A 25,636-nucleotide genomic window follows, 5' to 3' on the forward strand; every position below is an offset into this window, starting at 1 on the left:
CTTCTCGGTTTTAATGAATTGTTCAGATCGGAAGACTTACCATGGATGATAGTAATCAGCACCTTAAACATTTGCTAAAGCAAACCGACCTCGCCTTCAAGGCGCTTATGAGAGAGCCTGCTTCTAGCCTGCTTAACGAGCAATATGAAAAAGCGAAGCTAGAGCTAGACACCTATACCGCTTCGCTTAAGCACACGCTAAATCAACGTCAGCATCAACGGCAGCGTTAATTTACTGCAATCAGCTACAGCACCATATAATGCTTTTCATTAAGTTATTTTGGTATACATTTCAAATTGATTAGGTAAGGAACTTGCAAGCTCCCCTGAAAGGTTCGTGTAATCTGCGAGTACCGATGGCAACTGCTTTACAAGCAGCCCCATGTTGCCTTTGAGCTCCTTCGCTTGCTTCTCATTTCGATATGAAAGTGCTAATTCCACATTCGCCAGTGTAGAAAACAACTTTAAACACCGTGATAACCTTGCTTCCGCAGGCTCTGCCTGCTCAGATGAAGCCGGTTTATCGTCTGGAGGCACTTCTTTACTAGCAGTGCTGTTTTTCTCTAAGTGCTGCCATGCATCTTCCCACACCGGTTCTAACTGTTTATGCACCTGTAATAGTCCATTTAACCAATTTTCTAGTGCGGGGGATGGGTAGGCGCTACCTTCTATTTCTAACGTTTTTAGCAATTCGCAAGGAAGGGGAGACTTTTCTTGACGCATAAAGTCTAAATGCGCGCGCAGGCCGTTCATGAGAGCGTCGGCTAACTTATCTACATCTTTATCGACCAGTTGGCTGTTGCTAGACTGAATAAGCCAAGGCATCCATTGTTCCGGCATCGGAATTTCAGGCGCCGATGCCACAGCGAATATCATTCCATCAATATGATGGGGACTTGGCAGAACCTCTCTTAAGCTAGGTAATGAAACAATATCGCTGATTGTATTTATTGGAAACCCGTCATTCACCATTACAGTCCTATTTTAATTTGCGTTCTCTTTCATGAAACGGTAGTCTGCGCGGCCACTTTGCAAGGGGGCGTTTTTAAAGCCTTATATCATTCATATAAGGCATAAAGTAAAGCACGACACTTGCATTGGGCACGCGACAATAGGTTTAAAACCAATCTGTTACTGTATTGGTTTAGCGGTACTGTTGCGTGCTCGCCTACCTATTGTCATGATAGCAAAACTTAACTAAGAGTCGTTGCAATGGCAAAAGATAAATCAGGATATATCATCGCGGCCGCCTTTATAGGCCCTGGAACAGTAACTACAGCCAGTTTGGCGGGTGCAAACTTTGGTTTTCACCTGGTGTGGGCACTGCTATTTTCCATCTTCGCAACCATCGTACTGCAAGACATGGCCGCTCGATTAGGCGTGGCAAGTGGTCAGGGCTTAGCCAGCGCTATGAAAAATATGGCGTATAAACCTTGGCTTAAAAACGCATTTATTGTGTTAATTGTTAGCGCCATTGGTATTGGAAACGCCGCCTATGAATCAGGAAATTTAACCGGCGCGGCTATTGGCTTAGATGCCTTTATTAGTATCGGCATAGGTCCATGGGCCAGCATCCTCGGCACAATTGCCATTGTTTTGCTTTGGTCCGGAAGCTACAAATGGATTGAAACCGTGCTTGTTTACCTGGTATTTATCATGGCGGGCGTGTTTCTGGTTACGCTTTTAGTGGCCAAACCTGACATTGCAGCCATGTTTAGTCAGCTTCTTTCACCGCGCCTCGACGCAGACGCCATTACGACAGTACTTGCACTTATTGGCACCACTATTGTTCCTTACAATTTATTTCTACACGCCAGCCTTGTTGCCAAGTCATCTCGGGGCCAGAACAAACAGGACGCGGTAGTAGCCTGTCGCAATCAGTCGGCGAAAGCCATAAGCATGGGCGGGCTAATTACACTTATCGTAATGGCAACGGCTATGATGGCGTTTTTTAATCAAGCCGCCACTATGGATGCCTCGAATATGGGCGAGCAACTTAAGCCTGTACTAGGTGATAAAGCGCAGTGGTTCTTTGCGCTTGGGTTATTCGCAGCAGGCCTTACCAGTGCTATCACAGCACCATTGGCCGCAGCTTATGCCGTAACGGGGGCACTGGGGCTGTCTGACGACATGCAAAGCAAGAGCTTTAAAGCGGTATGGTTTATCATCATCGTGGTAGGCGTAAGTGTGGCAGCGCTGGGCTTTAAGCCCTTACCAGCAATCTTGTTTGCACAAGCTACTAATGCCCTTTTACTGCCTATTATTGCCATTTTCTTGTTGGTTGTTATGAATAAAAGCACCGCACTAGGCGAATTCAGGAATACGTGGAAGAGTAACCTAGCAGGCTTTGTTGTAGTGGGTACCGTTATTGGGCTAGGTTTGTATAAGCTCATTGGGGTGTTTAGCTAACGTCAAGAAAACAAGAAAGGGGCAGAGTAATTTAGCCCCTTTTTTGGGTTATCGTCGTGAGTAACCAAGGTAACTGTGAACCCATGTGACCGATAGCCTCGCTGCATATGAGAAGGGCCAAAGGCATACTTTGGCCCTTTTTAACAACGCTCATAAGTTAGAAAAGTACTCTTACCCCTTCTCTTAGCTGGCGAGGCGTTGAAGAATGTCTTGGAGCATGGATTTGCTGCAGCCAAAGTTAATTCTAAAGTGGTCGGCTTTATGGAAATCAATACCTGGAGATGGACCAACGCCCTTCTCTTGTGCCCATTGCTGAACATTTTCTACGCCTAACCCACTGGCATCTACCCAAGCTAAAAATGTCGCATCGGCTTTAAGCATACGCAGCCCGTCTATGCTGTTAATAGTGTTAAATACCATGTCTCTATTTTCGCGAAGGTATGCAATTTGCGCCTGGTGCCAGTCGTCACACTGGGTAAATGCCGCTTCAGTCGCTGCCAGTCCTAGCACAGTAACCCAGGGCACAATGCCCGCCGCCGCATTAGTAAATGACTGGCGCAGTTGCCTGTTAGGAATAATGGCGAATGACGTGCCCAAGCCTGCAATATTAAAGGTCTTACTTGCAGCCATCAGCGTAACGCTATTATCGGCAAGATTGACTTCACGCCCAGCGGGTATGTGCTGTTTGCCCTCTTCAAGAATTAGGTCACAGTGAATTTCATCTGAACAAAGCGTAACGTTATTTGCATTACAAATGTCGGCAATGCGATCTAACTCTTCTTTAGAAAGTACCGAACCCACAGGATTCATTGGGTTACACAGAATAAACAGCTTACATTTAGGGTCTGCCGCTTCTCGCTCTAGTGCATCAAAATCTAGTGTATAGCGCGCGCCTTCCACTTCGTTAATCGTCTCTGAGCTATCGCCGTTATCATGTTGAACCACCGTACCAATATCAACGCGCTCTAAGCCGTTTAGTTTAGGTGCAGCTAACAATGGCGGATAATTGGGGGTCTGGATAAGCACCTTATCCCCTGGCTCGCAGTAAGCCTTGCAGGCGACATTAAAGGCAGGAACTACACCTGGTGTCCACACAAGCCACTCAGGCTCGATTTCCCAATTGTGTTTATCTTTAAGCCACTTAACTACCGCCTGAATAGCGCCTTCGTGATGCGCGGGCAGTATGTATCCCATATTTCCGTGGTCTACATAGCTTGAGATGGCGTCTAGAATTGGCTGAGCACAACGAAATTCGGTATCAGCAACCCACGCAGGAATAATGTCTTTTCCTTTGTACTTTTGCCATTTAAACGAGAAGGTATCTTTTCGAGGGGGAGTATTATCGAATAACGTGCTCACTTTACATCCTGTTGCATAAAAACTTGTGGCACCAGTGTAGAAGTTTCCTGCGCTATAAACTAGGGGGAGTACGGTGAATTAACACAATTTTGCTATATCGAATTGAACTTAAATAGAGGCGAATCCATGTACCTCGTATAACTAACTCGCTTGTGATACTGCATCTTTGGACTTTTGAATTAACTCATCCATATTTAAAGGTTTAGCTAAAAATCCGGTCACTTGCAATTTACGGGCTTCCATCACTAATTCCTTATTAGGGTCTGCGGTAATGAGTAAAAAGGGCACGTCTAAGCCATACGCTTGACAAGTTTTTAATAAGCTTAACCCGTCATAGTCAGGCATTACCTGGTCGCTAATGATAAGGCTTATGGAATCTGTCGTTTGTTGGAGTAAAAAGTCTCTAGCGAACTTGCTGCGGGTAAACGGGTACACGGTAGCATCTAACTGCGTTTCCAACGCATCGGTGATAAGGTCGAGTGTAATAGGGTCATCTTCAACTACAGCTACTGAAAACACGTTTTTCCCCTTAAAAGTTAGTAGTTATTCACTATCATACAACGACTTAGATAATGAATTAAATCAATTGAACTTGCAGATGTAAGCATAGAAGTCATACGAGAGTTTGACCACTAACCTTTGGTCGATATTTGGGCCGTTGTGGCCGTATATAGCCCTAAATGCGAAATAGTAGCTCAACAAAAAATGCCAGCATAAGCTGGCATTTTAAAATGATATTTTTTGTCTTGTTTTATATTAAGACTTAGGCGCTCGTGACGCGCGCTTACGCTCGTTTTCAGTAAGAAGCTTCTTACGAATACGGATAGACTCAGGCGTAACTTCTACTAGTTCGTCATCGTCGATGAACTCAAGCGCTTGTTCAAGTGACATCTTGATTGGTGGAACTAGAGTTTGCGCTTCATCAGTACCCGATGCACGAACGTTCGTTAGCTGCTTACCTTTAAGTGCATTTACGGTAAGGTCGTTATCACGGCTGTGAATACCGATAACCATACCTTCGTAAACTTCTACACCGTGACCGATAAATAGGCGACCACGCTCTTGAAGGTTAAACAAGGCGTTGGTTAGTGCTTTACCGTTTGCGTTAGCAATTAGAACACCGTTCTTACGCTTACCAATGATACCGCCTTTGTACGGTCCGTAGTGATCGAACGTGTGGTAAAGCAGACCAGAACCCGACGTCATTGTCATGAATTCAGTTTGGAAACCAATTAGGCCGCGGCTTGGAATAACGAAGTCGATACGTACACGACCTTTGCCATCTGGAGACATGTCTGTCATTTCAGCTTTGCGAAGGCCAAGCTGTTCCATGATAGAGCCTTGGTGCTGCTCTTCACAGTCGATAGTCAGTGTTTCGTACGGCTCCTGCGTTTCGCCATCAACTTCTTTAAGGATTACTTCTGGACGAGATACAGCAAGTTCATAACCTTCACGACGCATATTCTCGATAAGAATACCTAAGTGAAGCTCACCACGACCAGACACGCGGAATTTATCAGGATCTGGCATTTCTTCTACGCGAAGCGCAACGTTGTGTACTAGCTCGTCTTTAAGACGCTCAAGAATGTTACGTGAAGTTACGTATTTACCTTCTTTACCAGCAAATGGTGAGGTGTTTACTTGGAACGTCATGGTTACGGTAGGCTCATCAACCGTTAATGGCGGAAGCGCTTCAACAGTGTTCACATCACAAATCGTGTCGGAGATCTTAAGTTCGCCTAGACCTGTAATGGCAATAATGTCACCCGCGTGAGCAGATTCAACTTCGTGGCGAGCTAGACCAAGATAACCGTAAACTAGACCAACTTTACCATTGCGTTTTTCACCTTCAGCAGTCACCACGGTTACTTGCTGGTTAGGCTTAACAGACCCACGCTTAACACGACCAACACCGATTACGCCAACGTATGAGTTGTAATCAAGTTGAGAAATCTGCATTTGGAAAGGACCGTCGATGTCTGCATCTGGAGCAGAAACTTGTTCAACGATGGTTTCAAATAACGCCGTCATATCTTCTTTTGGCTCATCAGCGTCATGTGACGCCCAACCGTTAAGCGCTGAAGCGTATACAACTTGGAAATCAAGCTGCTCGTCCGTTGCACCTAAGTTGTCGAACAGGTCGAACACTTGGTCCATAACCCAGTCAGGACGTGCGCCTGGCTTATCAATTTTGTTGATAACAACAATAGGCTTAAGGCCTTGAGCAAACGCTTTTTGAGTTACAAAACGGGTTTGAGGCATTGGACCTTCTTGTGCATCTACAAGTAGAAGTACAGAGTCGGCCATTGACATAACGCGCTCTACTTCACCACCGAAGTCAGCGTGTCCTGGAGTATCTACAATGTTGATACGGTAGTCGTTCCAGTTAATCGCTGTGTTCTTAGCTAGGATGGTAATGCCACGTTCTTTCTCGATGTCATTCGAGTCCATTACGCGCTCTTCTTGCTCGCCTCGTGATTCAAGGGTGCCAGACTGCTGTAACAGTTTGTCTACCAAGGTGGTTTTACCGTGGTCAACGTGGGCGATGATTGCGATATTACGCAATTTACTAATATCAGTGGTATTCATGCTTATATAGAGCCTGTGTAAATCGATGCCAACTTAATTCGGGAATCGAATAAGTCTGCATTAGATTTGTTGCAAAAAAATGCAGATAGAAAAATTTGCGCGGATTGTACAGAAAAACCACGACGTTTGCGCATCTTTTTTTAATTAGAAGCAAGTTTTATCACTTTAACCCACCCAGTTTAAAAAACGACCACCTCTATTGCACCGAATTGATCAGATTCGGTGGTGATGTGCTACAAACTAATCTAGGCTAAATGACGTACAAACCAGTACAAAGCACCAAAAAGAAGCATGATTGCACATTTTTGGTGCAAAAACTATCAAAAGGAAGTGATATATGCCTGTCTATGCCGCTGAAATCGGCATGCATATAGATGGCATGATAATCGCTTTCACTTTTTCCACTGTTGGAGTGAAGCTGATCATTCCGCATTTTTACATTAAACCTGGAGGACACGATGTCAGTAGATAAGGCATTAGAGCTGATTAAAGAAAGTGAAGCGAAGTTTGTAGATTTACGTTTTACCGATACTAAAGGTAAAGAACAACACGTATCTATCCCTGCGAGCGTTGTTGATGAAGAGTTTTTCGAAGAAGGTAAAATGTTCGACGGTTCTTCAATCGCTGGCTGGAAAGGCATCAACGAATCAGACATGGTTCTTCTTCCAGACGCAGACAGCTGCGTTGTAGACCCTTTCGCAGAAGAGACTCAGGTAAACATTCGCTGTGACATCGTTGAGCCTTCAACAATGGAAGGTTACGAGCGTGACCCACGTTCTGTTGCACGTCGCGCAGAAGAATACTTGAAATCAACAGGTATTGGCGACACATGTTTCTTCGGCCCAGAGCCAGAATTTTTCCTTTTCGACGATGTTCGCTTCCACACTGACATGGCAGGCTCGTTCTACAAGATCGATTCATCAGAAGCCAAGTGGAACTCAGGTGAAGAGTTTGAAGGCGGTAACATGGCGCACCGTCCAGGCGTTAAAGGCGGTTACTTCCCAGTACCACCAGTAGACTCTGCACACGACATTCGTGCTGCTATGTGTATGGTAATGGAAGAAATGGGCCTTGTGATTGAAGCTCACCACCACGAAGTAGCCACAGCGGGTCAAAACGAAATTGCTTGCGAATTCAACACGCTAGTTAAAAAAGCGGATGAAATTCAAGTTTATAAGTATGTTGTGCACAACGTAGCACACGCATATGGCCAAACTGCGACCTTCATGCCTAAGCCACTTGTTGGTGATAACGGTTCTGGTATGCACTGCCACCAGTCTATCTCTAAAGATGGCGTAAACATCTTCGCGGGTGACAAGTACGCTGGTCTTTCTGAAGAAGCACTTTACTACATTGGCGGTATTATTAAGCACGCACGTGCAATCAACGCCTTTGCTAACGCTTCAACTAACTCATACAAGCGTCTAGTTCCTGGGTTCGAAGCGCCGGTAATGCTTGCATACTCTGCACGTAACCGTTCTGCATCAATTCGTATTCCTCACGTAACTAGCGATAAAGCGCGTCGTATTGAAGTACGTTTCCCTGACCCAACAGCTAACCCTTACCTAGCGTTCTCTGCTATGCTAATGGCTGGCCTTGACGGTATCAAAAACAAGATCCACCCTGGCGACTCGATGGATAAAGACTTATACGACCTTCCACCAGAAGAAGCGGCTGAAATCCCAACTGTTGCAAGCTCGCTAGAAATGGCACTTGAAGCACTTGATAACGACCGTGACTTCCTTAAAGCGGGTGGCGTTATGACTGACGACATGATTGATGCATACATCGACCTTAAGTCTGAAGAAGTCACTAAACTTAACATGACAACTCACCCTGTTGAGTTCGACATGTACTACAGCGTGTAATTACACCCTGTATAGCAACTTATACTAAAGCCCGCTTTGCGGGCTTTTTTTATGGCTGCTAGTTATCAACTACGTTTTCGAGCCTGATATTTACTCAACGTTTTGCTGCACTATAAGATCAATTGACTGTATCAGCGCCTACGTAATTTACTTCTGCGTGTAGTAGCTATTGCACTCTAAGCTTGTTCACACTATGTTAGTTACTAGCCCACTGTCGTCATACTTAAGGCCTTCAGTGGAAATAAGGCTAAAACTTATGACTATCGCGAACAGGTAAACCACACGTGCGAAATAAAACGGGAAAGATATTCTTCATATTATTGCTATTAACCTCGGGCAATTTACCGTTTAACGTTTATTCTGCAGCGCAAAACCAAGCCAATGACCAGCAAGCGTCAGAACGACCCGATGACGAAATAAATTCCAGCGATTCCGCGACACCGTCAAACATGCCACCAAAAATCTACAAAGTGGTGGATGAGAACGGCGTTATTACCTTTACCGATAAACCTCAGCCAAACGCAGAGCCCCTATCATTTGATGGTCAAACACAGAATGTTGTAAAGGCAGCGAAGGTTCCACCTCCCCCGCCGGCGCCCCAGAAAGCCCCAAAGCCTAAGTATAAGGTGGTAATAAAAAGTCCGGCCCCCGAAGCGACCATCCGCAACAACCTAGGTGATCTCACCATTTCAGCGGCTCAAACTGGTGCACCTAAAGCCCCAATTTACCGATTAATTTTTGACGACGCCCCAATAGCTAGCAACAGTTCTGGCATTTTTAAGCTATCCGGTATCCATCGTGGGGCACATACTTATAAAGTTGAACTAACTAACAATACGGGCAAGACTCTTGCATCGTCTCCAGTACAAACCCTGTACCTTCATCAGGCATCAGCGTTAATTAATAACTAATAGCGTGCAATCACTGCTTTGTAAGCGCACCACAGAGGTTCAGTGACAATAATTCATTGACCTCTTTCATTCGCGCAACGCATCAATGCAAGCTACAATGCACAATAATGGTGCAAAGGAGACGAGCTCGGATGCATTCAACCGAGTTAGAGACACAACAGCTAATTAATAGCCTTAATACCGCGTTAGTGATGGTGGATAATAAGCTGACTATTGTTTACGCCAACCATGCTGGCGAAGCCTTGTTTGAAACGGGCTTAAAGCAACTTATCGGGCACCCTCTTCAAGATTTTTTTCTGCCAGGCACAATAGAAACAACGCGCCTAAAAGCCGCAATAAGAAAAGGCGAAGACTTTACAGAAAATGAAATTAAATTAGCATTCAGAGATAATCGCTATGTATCTGCCGACCTCACGGTGACGAACTTACATTTCGAAGACGGGCCTAGACTGCTTTTTGAAGTTAAAAAAATTGACCAACAAAAGCGTATCTCACGGGAAAACCTACAAAATGCACAGCATTATGCTGCTCGAGAGCTAGTGCGAGGACTGGCTCATGAAATTAAAAATCCGTTAGGCGGAATTCGTGGTGCAGCCCAGCTGTTAGAAAAAGAGCTATCAGAAGAGCATAAAGAATTTACCCGCATGATCATTGAGCAGTCTGATCGTTTGCGCAATTTGGTGGACCGTTTATTAGGGCCAAATTCACTTCCTAGATTTGAAGAAAGCAATGTACATCAAGCGTTAGAGAAAATACGTAGCTTGATGCGCTTTGACTCAGACAACCCGATTACTATTGTGCGCGATTACGACCCGAGTATCCCCCCGTTATTGCTTGATCCAGACATGATTCAACAAGCGGTTCTCAACATTGTTCGCAACAGTGTACAGGCGCTAAACGAAAGTCAAACACCACATCCAGAAATTAGGTTGGTTACACGTATTGAGCGCCAAATGACAATTCAAACCAAACGGTATGCACTTGTCGCGAAAATAAAAATTATTGATAACGGCCCAGGTATACCTCCCGAAATCAAAGACACGCTTTTCTACCCCATGGTCACAAGTAAACAAAATGGCTCTGGGCTGGGTTTGTCTATTTCACAAACCCTTATTAACCACCACGGCGGCAAAATAGATGTAGACAGCTACCCTGGTCACACTGAGTTCGTAATTTATCTACCAATAGATCGTAAGGAGACAGACGATGACGAATGAGTCTGTGTGGATTGTCGATGACGACAGTTCTATTCGTTGGGTGCTGCAAAAGGCCTTACAAGCAGCAGATATAAGCTGCTTAAGTTTTGAAAACCCTGAAGATTTATTGCTTCAACTTCAAAGCGGTCAAGCACCTGAAGTCATCATTTCAGATATTAGAATGCCACAAATGGACGGCATGACATTACTGAACGAAGTGCATACTTCGCACCCCATGCTGCCTGTTATCATTATGACGGCGCATTCGGATTTAGATAGCGCGGTTAACGCCTATCAAAAAGGCGCATTTGAATATTTGCCAAAGCCATTTGATATAGACGAGGCGGTAACGTTAACCCAGCGCGCGCTTGCTCATTCCAGAGAGCAATCCACGGTTTCCAAAGCGCAAGTCGAAGACGTGGTAACGGAAATTATTGGCGAAGCCCCTGCCATGCAGGAAGTGTTTCGTGCCATAGGTCGCCTGTCTCGCTCTTCAATCAGCGTGCTTATCAACGGTCAATCGGGTACGGGTAAAGAACTCGTCGCGCACGCTCTTCACAGGCACAGCCCCAGAGCCAGCAAACCCTTCATCGCCCTTAACATGGCCGCCATTCCAGCAGACCTTGTAGAGTCTGAGTTATTTGGCCACGAAAAAGGCGCGTTTACCGGCGCACAAGCCGCCCGCCAAGGCCGCTTTGAACAAGCCGACGGCGGTACATTATTTTTAGACGAAATTGGTGATATGCCCCTTGATGTGCAAACTCGCCTTTTGCGCGTGTTGGCCGATGGGCAGTTTTATCGCGTGGGTGGTCATCAGTCAGTAAGTGTGGACGTGCGCATAATCGCCGCCACACACCAAAACTTAGAACAAAGGGTTGCTGAAGGTAAATTCAGGGAAGATTTATTTCACCGCCTAAATGTTATTCGCGTGCATCTTCCATCACTCAACGAACGCCGCGAAGATATTCCGCTGTTAACACGCCACTTCCTGCGCCGCGCAGCCAAAGAACTTGATGTGGAAGCCAAGAGCATATCGAAAGACGCTGAGCGCGTAATGTCTCAACTACCTTGGCCCGGTAACGTACGGCAGCTAGAAAACGTATGCCGCTGGCTAACGGTTATGGCGAGTGGGCAAGAGGTCCTTCCCAGCGATCTACCTCCTGAAATCCACAGCGATAGCTCGATTGAAAAACCAAGTGCAGAATCAGGTGATTGGCCAGACTTATTAGCAAGTTGGACCGACAAACAGCTGCGCGACGGCCATCACAACATCTTAAACGATGCCATGCTTACCTTTGAACGCGTGATGCTTGAGCGCGCGCTACAGCATACCCACGGCCATAAACAAGACGCTGCTAAGCGGTTAGGTTGGGGGCGCAATACATTAACCAGAAAGCTTAAGGAGCTTGGCGTTAATTAACCATTTACTCCCTGAGCGTTTATATACCAAGCGCTAATGCACTTAATCATTATGCATTAGCGCTTACGTACACAGCGACCGCGAATTAGGCTACTGACCTTTGGTTAAAAGTGCCGTCATGCCCTGGTTAAACAATCTTACCCACTTCATACTGAACTGCCCTTTTGCGCTGCGGTTAATTTCAATCACTGCGTCTTTCTTAGATAGTACGTTATCTTCATTGTGCGCCCTTGGATGTGTCATTGCATCGTAGGTATCAACAATGGCAAGTAGTTTGGCGCCATCGCAGATATCGTCTTCCTTAAGGCCAAGGGGATAGCCAGTGCCGTCTGTGCGCTCGTGGTGTTGCATCACAATCTTGCGTGCCATGTCCCACTGGTCCAGGTGTTCCAATAGCCGAGCACTTTTGTAAACGTGAGAGCGCATAAGATTAAACTCAATCTCACTTAACGTGTCGCCTTTGTGCAGTAGTTTCAACGGCATAAAGGCCATGCCAAAATCATGGACATAGCTGGCAACAGCAAGCTGATCTTCATCAATGGGATTTTCAGCCACATCATTTATATACATCGCCAATTTCGCAATACGATCACCTCTACCAGCCCAATAGTCTGATCGACGCTCTATCGATTGCATTAGATCGCGAAAGAACAATATATCTTGTTTTTTCTCGCTACTGATATCTTTTGGAATACCTGTAGCCGCTAAGGTTGGTGGCTTTATTTGAACACGTTGCGGGTCGTCGTCGCTGCTTACAACATCAAGTGCGGGGTTAAGTAAAAGCACTGCTTCGGTAAGGCGCTTTTCATGATCAGCGGCATTATCAGGCGTGACTCGGCTAATTGCTAAGACGAGCTGATTATGAAGGCTATCATCATAGTCGGCTTTGCCATTGGCCATGACATTTTCAACGAAGGCTTTTACCCTATCCATCGTTAGCAGCACTAAGTCACTCATGGTGCTGGTATAGGCAACCTGCCCTTTGCGAAGGTAGTCTAGTAGGTCTTCAACATGCTGTAGAAGCGGGATCATAGGCGAGAAGTTAACTAACCCCAGATCGCCTTTAATGGTATGAATTGAACGGAAAAGCGCGCGCTGCAACTCGTTATCTTCAGGGCGAAGCTCTAACTCAATCAACGTTTGCTCACTTGATTCATAGAGTTCGTTAATTTCCTCCATTAGGTCAGTAAGAATATCCTCTTCTAGGTCATCTGGAGTAAATGTCTGCATATTGTTAATTACCGAGTTAGGTTCGCTTAAGCTTTCTATTATTGTAATCGGGTATCGGCAAAATTTCCTCATACTAAAGGTGATAAACACAACGACTTTTTCAACTTATGACCGAATGCATCAATAGACCTATAAAAACTCATCGGACAAGTGTACGCTGAAACTTCATCTATACTGCGCGCGTCAATTGTATCTAGGAGTTGTTTTGATCGCTTTATTCCGCATCCCCGCACTATTTATCGGATTCTTACTAATAAACATCGTGTTGCTGCTTGTTTGTATTGTAAGGCCATTTCATAAAGATAATGTGCATGCTGCAGGTAGCCTATATTCGCTAATGGCGAAAATCGTTGGGCTTAAGATTATTATTAGAAAAGATCCTGCCGTAAAAATTAACGAACCTTATGTATTTATTGCTAATCACCAAAATAGTTTTGACGTCATCACCATATGCAAAGCGGCCCTACCGGGTGTGGTAACAATAGGCAAAAAAAGCCTTAAGTGGATACCTATTTTTGGTCAAATTTACTGGCTATCGGGCAATATAATGATAGACAGAAAAAATTCAGGTAAAGCCCGAAATACGCTGGATATTGCAGCTAAACGTATTGCGAAAAAGAAGACGTCAGTGTGGTTATTTCCAGAAGGTACGCGCAGTTATGGCCGTGGAATACTGCCTTTCAAACAAGGGGCCTTCCGGTTAGCAAAAACCACTAACGAACCCGTAGTTATGGTTACTGCAAGCAACCTACATAAAAAAGTAAAATGGAATCGCTGGGATAATGGCATTGTGCTCATTGATATTGCAGCTCCTCAGCCGCTTACCGACGCGCATACCATTAAAGAATGGATGACCCATTTCAACGATGAAATGAAACAAAAGTTCGACGCGCTCAATACTCAGGTCGATGAACTGGAAAAAAGCAGGTAAACTTGCGTCAAAATTGCTAATGAGTATTTATTATGAATCAGTTCGATGAAAGAGAAGAGTGGTACGCGTTTAACCAAGAAACCATCGATGCCCTTCTAGAAGATGGCAGTCAAGCCGATGCCGACTATACCATTGAGCATCACTTCGCGAGTACCGACTTTGACGTGCTTGAAAAAGCCGCCGTCGACGCCTTCAAAGCGGGCTTTGAAGTCACTGATGCAGAAGAGTTAATGTTAGATGATGGCGAAACCATTTTTTGTTTCGATGCCGTGGTAGAAAGAAAGCTTGATATTGAAAAGCTCAATGCCGACGCTGACGCGCTGCTCAAAATTGCCGATAAGCACGACGTTACCTACGACGGCTGGGGAACCTATTTTGAACCTCGCGAAGAGGATGAGTATGAGGAAGAGGAACATCACCTGAACGATTAACCATCTTGGGTTACACCCGATTGCTGATTAAGCGTTAAGTTAGCCTTCAGCTTTTGTTCATCTTTTTCCGTCAACAATGACAGGGTCATTATCGATTGGAAAAGGATGGACAGATGAAGAATTTACTTTGTGCACTAACCACATACCCTGCTGTGGCGGCATTGCATCTAGCACTCGTTACACCTGTGCATGCAAGTACCGAACTTGAACCACAAACTAAGACCGTTGAATCGAAAGAGTATCGTTACGATAAGCCCTTTACTCCTTCAGCTTCTCTTGAGCCTAAAACCACAGGCATTGTAGAGAGCGACGAGGCAGTATCACAACGTGTTGATGAAGCCACACAACAAAGCACTCACTTAGTCAAAACCCAAACACATACGCAGCATCTCGGCGTAAATAAATCTTCTAGCGATATCGTGGTAAGCAGTATTAACGAGTTTTGGATTTATGAAAGCTGGGTAACGCTAAGTCAGGACATCGACTATGATGGCTATCATTCAACATTTTCCATCGAATTTGATGCCGATACGATTTTCACTCGAGCGCCAGTGTACGCCGTACTGTATTTAGGCAAGAATGATGTCTATGAAGCCATTCACGTCACTTCAGATTTCTACATCTACTCAGAAGACTCTACCGACACTTTTACCATAGAAAGTGCGTTAGTCTCTGGCTACCCGTCGGACGAGTACGATATTTTATTAGAGCTTTATGATGCGGACACTGAAATGCTTGTCGCCTTTACCGACCCTTATGATGACAGCGCACTGGCTTACCTTCCCCTTGAAAGTGAAAACCACGAATTTGTTCAAGAGGACACGATTGTCATCGTCGAGGAACATGGCGGTACTTGGACCTTTCTTACGTTGTGCTTGCTAAGCGGCATTGCACTTATCCGCAGAGCCCCAACAGCGCGTCTTTAATAAACCGCTACAAACGCGAATGTTTTTTTAAAAAGCTGTGCCAAGACACAGCTTTTGGCTATTTCTTACACTAAAGTCTGTTATATAAGTTAAACCTTCTTTATCAATTAACGTTGATTCGCCAATGTACCCATAAAAACAGTACATACTGACGCTTTCAATTGGTGTAATGCTATGAGCATCGACAATGTTAACTTGTTTAATCTTCTGGAAAATACGCACATTGGCGTGGTTATTCACAATGAATCAGGTGCCGTGGAGTACGCTAACCCTGCGGCGTTGGCACTTATTAACCTAAACATAGAGCAACTCAAAGAAAAAAGTTTGGATGTGGACGCTTGGGAGTTCACAGATATGCAAAATCGTACCGTACAGCGAACTTCCCATTTCCAAGGTATTAAACGCTGGTAGTGCTATTAATGAACAGATATTAGGTAAAACCCACCATGAAACGGGCCAGATTACATGGCTTAGCGTCAATGCCTACCCAGAGAAGTATGAAGTCAATGGCAAGACGCCGTCATTTGTAGTGGTTTACTTCGTCGATATTACGAAAAAAGTAAACAACTTTTCTTATAAAGATATCGTGCCAAACGCACAGGATATGATTTTAGTCACTGAAGCACTGTGCGGGCATACAGAATATACGCTTGAGGAATTAATTGGTGAAACGCCGCGAATATTTCAAGGCACACTTACCGACAAAGAGGCGACTCAGCGCATAAGGCAAGCGCTACTTGAGCACCGACCATGTACTGAAACACTGCTTAACTACACAAAAACAGGTAAGCCTTTTTGGGTTCAAATGAATATATTTCCACTCACAAATGACTATGGCGAAGTTACCCATTTCGCGGCGGTACAGCGCGATGTTAGCGAGACGAAGTTTCAAACCGAGCAATTAGATAAGCGAAACGCAGAACTTAAAAGAATTAAAGATAATTTAGAGCAGCTCGTTAATAACCGCACTAGGGAGCTGCGCTCTGCTAACCTGAAGCTAGAGAAATTAGCTTATGTTGACGCGCTAACACACATACCGAATAGAAGAGCATTTTTAGACAGCCTTAAAAAATTCCTACATCTTGCCTGCCGAAATAAACAGGCGATTTTAGTTGGTATTGCCGATGTCGATCATTTTAAATCGATCAATGATCAATTTGGCCATGCATTCGGTGATGATGTACTCGTTACTGTTGCACAAACTCTACAAAAGCTATTTCGTCAGGAAGATTGCATAGGACGAATTGGCGGAGAGGAGTTTGCATTCTGCATGTCGCTACCTACACCAAGGGCTGCCAACCAGTTGCTTGAAAGATTTCGCGAAACGATATGTCACCTTCATACCACCCAACCAATATTAAAAGGCCGAAACGTAACCGTGAGTATTGGCGCGGTGTATACGCAAAAAACGGAAAATACAGAGATAAAAGCATTACTTAAAGCCGCAGATGATGCGCTTTATAAAGCCAAAAATAGCGGTCGAAATGCTGTTGAATGTACGCTAGATGTAGATGTTTTGGTGACGCCCAAATTAGTAAAAGAATGTAATTAAGGGTACGAAATAACAAGCCCTACCTACTTTATAGAAAGCAAAGCCCCGCAAACGCTACGGTGAACAAGCATAAATGGGGCATGCAAAAGGTTTAGAGACTGTAACTAATTTTGTGTGCTGTCATCTGAGTGAATTGAAGTGTCCACGTCTTCTACTTCTACGACAACTTTTTCAACGAGTTTGACTCGCCCGTGACTGACTAATGCCTGCCTCAACACATACTCTATTTGCGCATTTACACTGCGTAAATCGTCGGCTGCCCACCGTTCCATGGCGGCAAGCACATTTTCATTTATCCTAAGTGGATACGCTTTTTTCTTTGCCAAAACAAAAACCTTATGCGCCGCAGTACGCTGCGGTACGCCACTGTGACGCGGTAGATACAAATGTGAATTAGTAAATTGTGCCTGTGTTAATCACAGGTTGCGTTGATTTATCGCCGCACAAGACGACTAAAAGGTTGCTTATCATTGTTGCTTTGCGCTCTTCATCAAGCTCAACTACGCCCTTTTCATTCAAACGTTGAAGAGCCATTTCTACGGTTCCTACCGCCCCATCAACAATTTGTTTTCGTGCAGCAACAATAGCCGATGCCTGTTGTCGTTGTAACATTGCACTGGCTATTTCTTGTGCGTAAGCAAGGTGACTAATACGAGACTCTAGAATAGTTATGCCCGCCTTGGCTAAACGAGCCTGTATTTCTTGCTGAAGGCGTTCTGATATTTCAAGTGGATGACTGCGAAGCGCCACTTCTGCTTGTTCGTCGTCTCGCGGATCATACGGAAAACTGCTCGCCATATTTCTAATAGCCGATTCACTTTGTATTCTTACAAAGCTTTCGTAATCATCAACATCAAATACCGCTTCAGCGGTATCTGTTACTTTCCACACCACTATGGATGCAATCTCGATAGGATTACCCTGATTGTCATTCACTTTAATTTTTGCGCTTTCAAAGTTACGAATGCGAAGTGAGATATTTACTTTGCGAAAAAATGGAATAGTCCAACGTAAACCCACATCCGACACCGTACCTACATAGCTGCCGAAAAAGGTCATCACTTTGGCCTGATTTGGCTGAACCATAAAGAAACCACTCCACAAGCTAGCTACTAATAGGCTTAGCACTCCACCGGCTTCTGCATTCCCTCCCACCGCATAGAAGAACGCAGCGCTTTGCGCCAGTAACAGTACGCCAATCATCAAATATCCATTTATTGAAAACCCATTCTTTTCTTGCATAGCTCTTACCTTTGATATCATTTTGATATCTTTATAATAGAAAAAAACGAATTTGACGAACAATGAAGTGTTTCCATATGTGTCAAAATAATTTCTATTTTTAACTTTCCATCAACATTTTTTGGTAACTCTATGAAATAGATGCCAGAATAAACACAGGTCATCGTTTATTATGGACGTACGCATATGCCTGAAAAATCTAATAGCGAAAACAGCGCTTCTCCTATTCGCCGAACCCTATTGAAAGGCGGTCTTGCCTTAGGTTTAACGGCAGGCGTTACGCCATTTGCCATCGGAAAAGCGAAACCCACCTTGCGGGTAATGGGTACCCACGTAACTCTTCAAGAGACTATTCGCCAGCGCGCTATGGAAGACTTAGGCATTAACATAGCGTTCGAACCCGGAGGCAGTGCTGCCGTCCTACAAAAAGCCTCCATGATCCCAACATCATTTGATTTATATGAGCAGTGGTCTAATAGCATAAACGTATTATGGCGAGCCCGTGCCATTCAGCCAATTGAAAAAAAGCGTCTTCAATATTGGGAAGAAATTAACGATTTAAGTAAAACCGGGAAACTAACCAAAAATGCGCGCATGGGCGCAGGCGATGCGCCTCATAAAATTTTAAACGTTCAAGATGATGGCACGTTAGGCGAAAACCACACTGATGGCATTAGCTTCCTACCCTACGTTCACAATGTAGACTCTTTCGGCTACGATACGTCGAATCTCCCTACCGAACTTCAAGGTCAAAAAGAAAGCTGGGGGTGGTTACTAGACAGCCGCTACTCTGGCAAAGTAGGCATTGTAAACGACCCAACCATTGGCTTGTTCGACTTGGCGTTAGCAGCCCAAGCTAAAGGCTTCATGCAGTTTCAAGATATAGGAGCTATGACTGAATACGAGCTCGATGACTTATTTAATCTCCTTATTGAGCTAACCCAGTTAAACCACTTTAATGGCTTTTGGACATCGGTGCCCGAATCTGTAGAATTTATGAAAAGTGGTCGTGTTGCCATAGAAAGTATGTTCTCGCCCGCAGTATCTGCACTAAACGGTCAAGATACCCCCGTTACATTCGCGGCACCGAAAGAAGGGTACCGCGGCTGGCACGGCGTAATGTGTTTATCCTCGGCAACGAATGGCAGAATGAAAGATGTTGCATATGAATACATGAACTGGTGGCTTTCTGGCTGGCCAGGCGCGTTTATCGCCAGACAGGGCTACTACATCTCAAATCCACAGCGCTCTGCGAAATATTTATCACTGGCAGAGTGGAACTATTGGTACGAAGGAAAGGTTGCCTCGGAAGCGTTAAAAGGAACCGATGGCAAGATAAGCGTTAAAAAGGGAGCACAGCGAACGGGGGGCAGCTATGAATCGCGACTCAGTAACGTTGCGGTTTGGAATACGGTTATGCCAACCTATGAATATAGCTTGCAGAAGTGGTACGAGTTTATTACCGCTTAAATCTACAAAATTGGCCATTCGCTAAATAAAATAAGGTCTCGACAGCTCACATGTTATCGTCAATTCGAATACAGCTTATCACGGTATTTCTTGCTTTGATCACCTTAATATTAGTGCAAGGTTTCATTGCGAGAAAAAACCAAGAGGTACTGAACGAGGGAATTTCTTTTGCCTCAAAAGCCGTTAACGACGTAGGTATAGTAAAAGAATTAGAGCGTGATGTGGTAGACCTTCAGCGCAACGTACTTATCTTTAAAGAAAATGCCAGCAAATCTGCAATAACGCGGTTTAGTCGGCTCATGGTTACCATTAACGCGAAACTCGATAAGCTGGCACAGGTTGATGAAACGGGCGAACTGCAAGATGGAAACTATATCCTTACGAGGATGAAAGAGCACCTTAATGCCTATCAACAAAACTTCACCCAGGTTGTCGACGCGCGCTCAGAACGAGACAACTTAGTTGCAAGGGGGACCCTTTCAGATATCACGGCGCTCGAGGCAACCCTGAACGACGCCCAAACCCAAGGAAAAGTGTCACCTGCAATGGTAGAAGAGGCAAAAATAACACTGGTTCGAGCCGAAAATGCCATGTTGAAATATATAATGAAGCCTGACATGCAGTACATAAAATCTTTCAACGAAGCTGCGGACTCACTAAAAGAATTAAACCTTTCCTCGGAACAGAAACTTACGCAAAGAATTGAACGCCTTACCGATAGAATAAAGAACGACTTTTTTAAGTTAACGCAAATAACCCAGGGGAATTTATTTCTCGTCAATGTTGTTATGGCCGGCTCTGCTAACGAGTTTCTTTATCTAAGTGGAGAACTCGCGAAGAAAGTCAGTACCGACTCTGAGGTAATAACTAAGCGAACCTATCAAACTGCCGAACAAACTCAGCGCAATGGCGAACTTTTTTCATTTATCGCTATTTTGCTCGCATTCGCTGCCGCACTCTTTTCCACATTTCGAATTCTTGAACCCATACGCTCTATTACAGAAGTGTTCAATAAGCTTTCTAAAGGCATTCAGATATCTAATATACCGGGAAGTAGACGCAAGGACGAAATAGGTAAGCTCGCCAAAGCAGCGCTTGTTTTCAGCGACAAAAACCGCCAGACCGAAAAGCTCTTAGATGAGTCGCGTAGCATGAACTCGCAGTTAGAGGGCTTAAATAAAGCGTTAACTGAATCAAAAATAAAAGCAGAGAAAGCGACTGCCTCAAAAAGCATATTCCTTGCGAACATGAGCCACGAAATTCGAACGCCCATGAATGGCATTATTGGGCTAATTGAACTTGCTCAGCAACAAGAGCTATCGCCCACTGTAAGGGGCTACCTTGATAAAGCGGCATACTCAGGGCAAATTCTTATTAGTGTAATTAACGACATACTCGATTTTTCCAAGATAGAGGCTGGTAAGCTGAAAATAGAAGAGGTGAGCTTCTCTTTACATTCACTGTTCGATAATTTGATAGCCGTGATTGCGCTGCGCGCAAAAGAAAAGAACTTATCGGTTCATTTTAACGTTAACCCTATGCTCCCGCCTCAGGTCATTGGTGATCCTCTGCGCATTGCACAAATCATTATGAATATTGGCAACAATGCAGTGAAATTTACCGAGCAAGGCCGCATTGAAATAGCCTTCGACGGGACGCTGAATGAAAAAGGCAACCGCCTTAACCTTACTATGCGTATTACCGACTCGGGTATCGGCATGAGTAAGTCTCAGTTAGACAGGATTTTCAAACCTTTCACTCAGGCTGATGGCTCTACCAACAGAAAATACGGCGGAACCGGTTTAGGGCTTGCGATTGTAAGTCAATTAACTGAACTGATGAACGGCCGAATTGATGCGTCATCGACAATGGGCAAAGGCAGCACCTTCGAGGTAAACCTTCCGCTTAGAGCATTTAAAAACCAGCCTGGCGTATTAGAACAAACGCCTCAACTTCCTGTTGGTAGCGTGTATGTGACTGATGCGCCCTTACTGCCCACCTCTTATTGTACGCAAATTCAGCTTTCGAGCGAGAATGTACTGACGCTTGAAGAGGCGCAAAACACTCCTTCTTTACCCGACTATATTATTGTGGATATCCATGAGTTTGGTGCCTTTAGACAGAACATTAGCTGGCTAAACAGTCTACTCGACACAGGTAAATCTGTGGGGCTTGTCATGGAAAGTGCAGGTAGCGCATTACAAGCTAAATACGATACGCTTTGGAAAGGCCCGTTAATCATGCATCCTTTTACGCCTGCGCAGTTTGAGCGCTTTGTGAACCAGGTTATCTCTAAAGATTCGAATTACGAGGGACAACACTTTAATGAGGAAGCTGAAGAAACCCCACTTGAAGGCCACATATTGCTAGTAGAGGACAATAATATAAACCAACTCGTTACGGGTGAAATGCTTACTAACCTAGGGCTTACTTTTGACATTGCCGAAGACGGGAAGCAAGCGGTACAAAAACTCGAAAATGCACCTCAATACGACCTCGTGCTAATGGACGTACAAATGCCGGTAATGGACGGATATGAAGCGACCCGTCAACTTCGAGAGAGAGGCTTTACTGATGTTCCGATTATTGGCCTATCAGCAAATGCCATGAAAGAAGACCGGCAAAGTGCTATGGATGCCGGTATGAACGACTACTTAACAAAGCCGATTAAGCAGAAATCGTTAATTGGCATGGTCAGGCGATACCTTGTGAAGACGGAAAGGTAGGTATTCACCGCTATTTTATGCAACATCGTTAAATAGCGAACTAAACGTTGTGCTGCTTTTTTTTTCAGCAGCTAGGAAAATAACAAAGCAAAAAAAGGTTGCCTTGGTTGGCAACCTTTTTCGCGTTTACTTCACTGTAATGGCTTACAGCGCTTTTATGGTGTCGAACTGCTCTTTAAGTTTGGCTAGGGCTTTTTCGCCCTCTTCTAACTTACCGCGTTCTTTTTCAATAACCGCTTCTGGCGCATTACTTACGAACTTCTCGTTACCTAATTTGCCACGAGTACGAGAAACATCTTTCTCGATTTTCTCCATGGCCTTAGTAATACGAGCAAGCTCTGCGTCTTTATCGATAAGCCCTGCCATTGGGATAAGAATTTCCATCTCGCCCACAAGCGCTGTGGCGCTGGCTGGTGCTTCTTCACCGTCTTTCAATATAGTTACGGTTTCAAGCTTAGAAAGCTTATCGAGGAACGCTTTAGCCGCATCAAGACGACGCGCGTCTTCATCGCTTACGTTTTTAAGTAGCGCGTTAAGCGGTTTGTTTGGCGAAATGTCCATTTCACCGCGGATATTACGAATACCCACGATAAACTTCTTCACCCACTCGATATCAGCAAGTACTTTGTCGTCTTGTTTTGCTGCATCAACCTCAGGGAATGCCTGAACCATAATGCTGGCGCCCTCTTCCACCTTAAGCGCACTTTGTGGCACAACGCGCTGCCAAATAGTGTCGGTGATAAATGGCATTAGCGGGTGCAACAAGCGAAGCAGGCTTTCAAGTACGTTAATAAGCGTATGACGTGTACCGCGCTTTTCAGCGTCGGTGCTGGCATCGTTGCTAAGCACAGGCTTAGTCAGCTCTAAGTACCAGTCGCAGAACTGGTTCCAGGTGAACTCGTAAACCGTTTGCGCAGCAATGTCGAAGCGGTAGTCTTCAAGGGCCTTTTCAAACTCAACCAGGGTTTGTTGGAACTTCGCCCAAATCCAGCGATCGGCCATGCTAAGTACCATTTCGCCACCGTCACGACCTGTGTCGTGCTCTTCAGTGTTCATCAATACGAAACGCGATGCATTCCAAATTTTGTTACAGAAGTTGCGGTAGCCTTCAACACGGGCCATATCAAAGTTGATATCGCGGCTGGTTGACGCCATGGCTGCAAACGTAAAGCGCAGTGCATCTGTACCGTATGCCTGAATACCGTCAGGGAACTGCTTACGCGTGCGCTTGGCAATCTTTTCAGCCAGCTGCGGCTGCATCATGCCTGCGGTACGCTTAGTGACTAGCGACTCAATATCAATACCATCAATCAAATCGATGGGGTCAAGCACGTTGCCCTTTGACTTTGACATTTTATCGCCGTTCTCATCGCGAATAAGACCAGTAATGTAGATGTCTTTAAACGGAATTTTGCCGGTGAACTTCTTGGTCATCATGATCATTCTGGCAACCCAGAAGAAGATGATGTCAAAGCCAGTTACTAGCACCGAAGATGGCACAAAGGTTTCAAGATCTGGCGTTTCTTCTGGCCAGCCCATGGTCGCGAACGGCCATAGTGCACTTGAGAACCAGGTATCTAATACATCATCGTCTTGTGAAAGGGTTACGTCACTGCCAAGGCCGTGCTTTTCACGCACTTCTTCTTCGGTGCGACCAACAAAAACCTTGCCGTTTTCGTCATACCACGCCGGAATGCGGTGTCCCCACCACAGCTGACGTGAAATACACCAGTCTTGAATGTTATGCATCCACTGATAGTAGGTTTTGTTCCAGTTCTCCGGCACAAAACGAATTTCGCCACTTTCTACCGCTTCAATAGCCGGCTTAGCAAGAGACTCAACCGCCACATACCATTGATCAGTTAGGTATGGTTCGATAACCGCACCCGTTCTGTCGCCACGTGGCACTTTAAGCTTGTGCGGCTCAATCTTAACCAACGAGCCTTGGGCTTCTAAATCAGCCACAATTTGCTTACGCGCGTCGAAACGGTCTAAACCACGGTACGTTTCTGGCGCATCATCGTTAATTTTCGCATCGTCGGTAAGAATATTGATCATAGGTAGGTTGTGACGCTTACCCATGTCGTAGTCGTTGAAGTCGTGAGCAGGCGTAATTTTAACGCAGCCTGTGCCGAATTCTTGGTCGACATAATCATCGGCAATCACAGGAATTAAACGGCCAGTAATCGGCAGCTTAATTTCTTTGCCGATAAAGTCTTGATAACGCTCGTCATCGGGGTGAACCGCAACCGCTGTATCACCTAGCATGGTTTCAGGGCGGGTAGTGGCTACCACTAGCTCACCGCTACCGTCAGCTAACGGGTAGCGCATGTGCCACATGTGGCCGTCTTCTTCTTCGTTCAGTACTTCTAGATCTGATACCGCCGTGTGAAGCACAGGGTCCCAGTTAACCAAACGCTTGCCGCGATAAATAAGGCCTTCTTCGTGTAGTTTCACGAACACTTCGGTTACGGCTTTAGATAGGTCTTCATCCATGGTGAACACTTCACGAGACCAGTCAGGAGAGGTACCTAAACGGCGCATTTGGCCGGTGATCGTTCCGCCGCTGTGCTCTTTCCATTCCCACACTTTTTTGATGAAGTCTTCGCGGCCTAAATCGTGGCGCGTCTTGCCTTGTGCGTTAAGCTTACGCTCTACCACCATTTGGGTAGCGATACCGGCGTGGTCAGTACCCACTTGCCATAGCGTATTATCGCCCTTCATGCGGTGATAACGGGTTAAGGCATCCATAATGGTTTGCTGGAAACCATGGCCCATGTGAAGGCTACCGGTAACGTTCGGCGGCGGAAGCAAAATACAATAAGGGTCGCCGCTGCCTGAAGCTTTAAATAAACCCGCCTCTTCCCATGACTTGTAGCATTGCTGCTCGATGGACTGCGGTTCGAAGGTTTTATCCATTACACACTCTCAAATTGAAGCTAAACGCGAATGAGTTATGCAGATTTAAACTGCATGTTGCATCCAGCTTGCTGATAGTTTTTGTATCTTACCCGCGCGGCCTGTTTGGCGTTCTCATCCACGGGTACAAAATCGATGATTTGACGATGTTGATTAGGTGAAGGCACCATACCGGAGCCCACATTCACCACCATTTGTCGTCTGGCTACCTGCTGCGGTTGCCAACAAATCTCTACCGGCGTGCCCGAATGCGGCCCTTCACCATAAAGGTTGTGAGGCACAAAGCGGTCAGCCGGCAGCTGCCACAACAATTCATCAACTTCTTCAGCTTGCGCCTGTGTATCACACAGCACGCTAATTTTTTGCTTGTTGGCAAACGCTGACGCAATGACTTCACTGGCGCGGCCAGCCACGCCATTGTCGCTATCAGTGAGTTGATAAAATATCACTTGTGGCAT

The 25,636-nt window shown here is 45.2% G+C and carries 22 protein-coding genes; 13 read left to right on the top strand and 9 right to left on the bottom strand.

The genetic code is table 11. The features are described from left to right. Nucleotides 1-41 precede the first annotated feature (41 nt). On the top strand, nucleotides 42-230 hold the full coding sequence (locus ACTRWF_RS10985) for a hypothetical protein (RefSeq protein WP_015067913.1): 189 nt from the start codon (nucleotides 42-44) through the stop codon (nucleotides 228-230). Nucleotides 231-269: 39 nt separating this feature from the next. Here the strand turns inward: ACTRWF_RS10985 and ACTRWF_RS10990 are convergent, their stop codons facing one another. Continuing rightward, nucleotides 270-971, bottom strand: coding sequence for a UPF0149 family protein (locus ACTRWF_RS10990; protein ID WP_024016849.1), 702 nt, complete (start codon nucleotides 969-971; stop codon nucleotides 270-272). Nucleotides 972-1,211: 240 nt separating this feature from the next. Between ACTRWF_RS10990 and ACTRWF_RS10995 the strand changes: the two genes are divergently transcribed. Next, on the top strand, nucleotides 1,212-2,408 hold the full coding sequence (locus ACTRWF_RS10995) for an Nramp family divalent metal transporter (RefSeq protein ID WP_015067915.1): 1,197 nt from the start codon (nucleotides 1,212-1,214) through the stop codon (nucleotides 2,406-2,408). 183 nt (nucleotides 2,409-2,591) lie between these two features. Here the strand turns inward: ACTRWF_RS10995 and ACTRWF_RS11000 are convergent, their stop codons facing one another. The 3 genes from ACTRWF_RS11000 to typA form a co-directional block, all read right to left on the bottom strand. Then, nucleotides 2,592-3,767 carry a MalY/PatB family protein gene (locus ACTRWF_RS11000; RefSeq protein WP_012519615.1) on the bottom strand — a complete coding sequence of 392 codons (1,176 nt, stop codon included), beginning with the start codon at nucleotides 3,765-3,767 and terminating at the stop codon, nucleotides 2,592-2,594. Between the two features lie 141 nt (nucleotides 3,768-3,908). Further along, on the bottom strand, nucleotides 3,909-4,286 hold the full coding sequence (locus ACTRWF_RS11005) for a response regulator (protein WP_012519616.1): 378 nt from the start codon (nucleotides 4,284-4,286) through the stop codon (nucleotides 3,909-3,911). A gap of 237 nt (nucleotides 4,287-4,523) precedes the next feature. After that, nucleotides 4,524-6,356: a translational GTPase TypA gene (typA, locus tag ACTRWF_RS11010; protein ID WP_012519617.1), complete on the bottom strand. Its 1,833-nt coding sequence runs from the start codon at nucleotides 6,354-6,356 to the stop codon at nucleotides 4,524-4,526. A gap of 458 nt (nucleotides 6,357-6,814) precedes the next feature. Between typA and glnA the strand changes: the two genes are divergently transcribed. The 4 genes from glnA to glnG all read left to right on the top strand — a co-directional run bounded on the left by glnA (nucleotide 6,815) and on the right by glnG (nucleotide 11,751). After that, a complete protein-coding gene (gene glnA, locus ACTRWF_RS11015; protein WP_015067919.1) occupies nucleotides 6,815-8,224 on the top strand; it encodes a glutamate--ammonia ligase in 1,410 nt (469 codons plus the stop codon). 284 nt (nucleotides 8,225-8,508) lie between these two features. Then, the gene (locus tag ACTRWF_RS11020) at nucleotides 8,509-9,135 is read left to right on the top strand and encodes a DUF4124 domain-containing protein (protein WP_020744182.1); all 627 of its coding nucleotides are present in this window, start codon (nucleotides 8,509-8,511) and stop codon (nucleotides 9,133-9,135) included. Nucleotides 9,136-9,266: 131 nt separating this feature from the next. Then, the gene (gene glnL, locus ACTRWF_RS11025) at nucleotides 9,267-10,352 is read left to right on the top strand and encodes a nitrogen regulation protein NR(II) (RefSeq protein WP_012519621.1); all 1,086 of its coding nucleotides are present in this window, start codon (nucleotides 9,267-9,269) and stop codon (nucleotides 10,350-10,352) included. Beyond that, nucleotides 10,342-11,751: a nitrogen regulation protein NR(I) gene (gene glnG / locus ACTRWF_RS11030; RefSeq protein WP_015067921.1), complete on the top strand. Its 1,410-nt coding sequence runs from the start codon at nucleotides 10,342-10,344 to the stop codon at nucleotides 11,749-11,751. The genes glnL and glnG overlap by 11 nt, the downstream gene beginning before the upstream one ends. Nucleotides 11,752-11,841: 90 nt before the next feature. Here glnG and ACTRWF_RS11035 read toward each other — a convergent pair whose 3' ends face one another. After that, a complete protein-coding gene (locus ACTRWF_RS11035; RefSeq protein ID WP_462835549.1) occupies nucleotides 11,842-12,981 on the bottom strand; it encodes an HD domain-containing phosphohydrolase in 1,140 nt (379 codons plus the stop codon). Nucleotides 12,982-13,186: 205 nt separating this feature from the next. Here ACTRWF_RS11035 and ACTRWF_RS11040 point away from each other — a divergent pair, with 205 nt between their 5' ends. The 5 genes from ACTRWF_RS11040 (at nucleotide 13,187) to ACTRWF_RS11060 (ending at nucleotide 16,821) form a co-directional block, all read left to right on the top strand. Further along, nucleotides 13,187-13,912, top strand: coding sequence for a 1-acylglycerol-3-phosphate O-acyltransferase (locus ACTRWF_RS11040; RefSeq protein WP_015067923.1), 726 nt, complete (start codon nucleotides 13,187-13,189; stop codon nucleotides 13,910-13,912). A 32-nt stretch (nucleotides 13,913-13,944) separates the two neighbouring features. After that, the gene (gene rraB, locus ACTRWF_RS11045) at nucleotides 13,945-14,343 is read left to right on the top strand and encodes a ribonuclease E inhibitor RraB (protein WP_287151914.1); all 399 of its coding nucleotides are present in this window, start codon (nucleotides 13,945-13,947) and stop codon (nucleotides 14,341-14,343) included. 113 nt (nucleotides 14,344-14,456) lie between these two features. Further along, on the top strand, nucleotides 14,457-15,269 hold the full coding sequence (locus ACTRWF_RS11050; RefSeq protein ID WP_287151916.1) for a choice-of-anchor H family protein: 813 nt from the start codon (nucleotides 14,457-14,459) through the stop codon (nucleotides 15,267-15,269). 174 nt (nucleotides 15,270-15,443) lie between these two features. Next, nucleotides 15,444-15,680 carry a PAS domain-containing protein gene (locus ACTRWF_RS11055; RefSeq protein ID WP_052326910.1) on the top strand — a complete coding sequence of 79 codons (237 nt, stop codon included), beginning with the start codon at nucleotides 15,444-15,446 and terminating at the stop codon, nucleotides 15,678-15,680. Next, complete coding sequence (locus ACTRWF_RS11060; RefSeq protein WP_462835550.1) at nucleotides 15,598-16,821, top strand: diguanylate cyclase; 1,224 nt, start codon at nucleotides 15,598-15,600, stop codon at nucleotides 16,819-16,821. The genes ACTRWF_RS11055 and ACTRWF_RS11060 overlap by 83 nt, the downstream gene beginning before the upstream one ends. Before the next feature lie 104 nt (nucleotides 16,822-16,925). Here ACTRWF_RS11060 and ACTRWF_RS11065 read toward each other — a convergent pair whose 3' ends face one another. Continuing rightward, nucleotides 16,926-17,147, bottom strand: a complete 222-nt coding sequence (locus ACTRWF_RS11065) for a type II toxin-antitoxin system antitoxin (RefSeq protein WP_012519628.1) — start codon at nucleotides 17,145-17,147, stop codon at nucleotides 16,926-16,928. A 67-nt stretch (nucleotides 17,148-17,214) separates the two neighbouring features. After that, the gene (locus tag ACTRWF_RS11070; RefSeq protein WP_012519629.1) at nucleotides 17,215-18,063 is read right to left on the bottom strand and encodes an SPFH domain-containing protein; all 849 of its coding nucleotides are present in this window, start codon (nucleotides 18,061-18,063) and stop codon (nucleotides 17,215-17,217) included. 186 nt (nucleotides 18,064-18,249) lie between these two features. On the opposite strand from ACTRWF_RS11070, the gene ACTRWF_RS11075 reads away from it, so the two are divergent. Both ACTRWF_RS11075 and ACTRWF_RS11080 read left to right on the top strand, forming a co-directional pair. Continuing rightward, a complete protein-coding gene (locus tag ACTRWF_RS11075; RefSeq protein WP_462835551.1) occupies nucleotides 18,250-19,533 on the top strand; it encodes an extracellular solute-binding protein in 1,284 nt (427 codons plus the stop codon). A gap of 50 nt (nucleotides 19,534-19,583) precedes the next feature. Next, nucleotides 19,584-22,259, top strand: coding sequence for a response regulator (locus tag ACTRWF_RS11080; RefSeq protein ID WP_462835552.1), 2,676 nt, complete (start codon nucleotides 19,584-19,586; stop codon nucleotides 22,257-22,259). 144 nt (nucleotides 22,260-22,403) lie between these two features. On the opposite strand, the gene ACTRWF_RS11085 is transcribed toward ACTRWF_RS11080, so the two are convergent. Both ACTRWF_RS11085 and ACTRWF_RS11090 read right to left on the bottom strand, forming a co-directional pair. Beyond that, a complete protein-coding gene (locus ACTRWF_RS11085) occupies nucleotides 22,404-25,178 on the bottom strand; it encodes a valine--tRNA ligase (RefSeq protein ID WP_462835553.1) in 2,775 nt (924 codons plus the stop codon). Nucleotides 25,179-25,213: 35 nt separating this feature from the next. Then, nucleotides 25,214-25,636: a DNA polymerase III subunit chi gene (locus ACTRWF_RS11090; RefSeq protein WP_020744188.1), complete on the bottom strand. Its 423-nt coding sequence runs from the start codon at nucleotides 25,634-25,636 to the stop codon at nucleotides 25,214-25,216.

It is taken from the genome of Alteromonas sp. G5_S2_22_S1 (genome assembly GCF_054968525.1).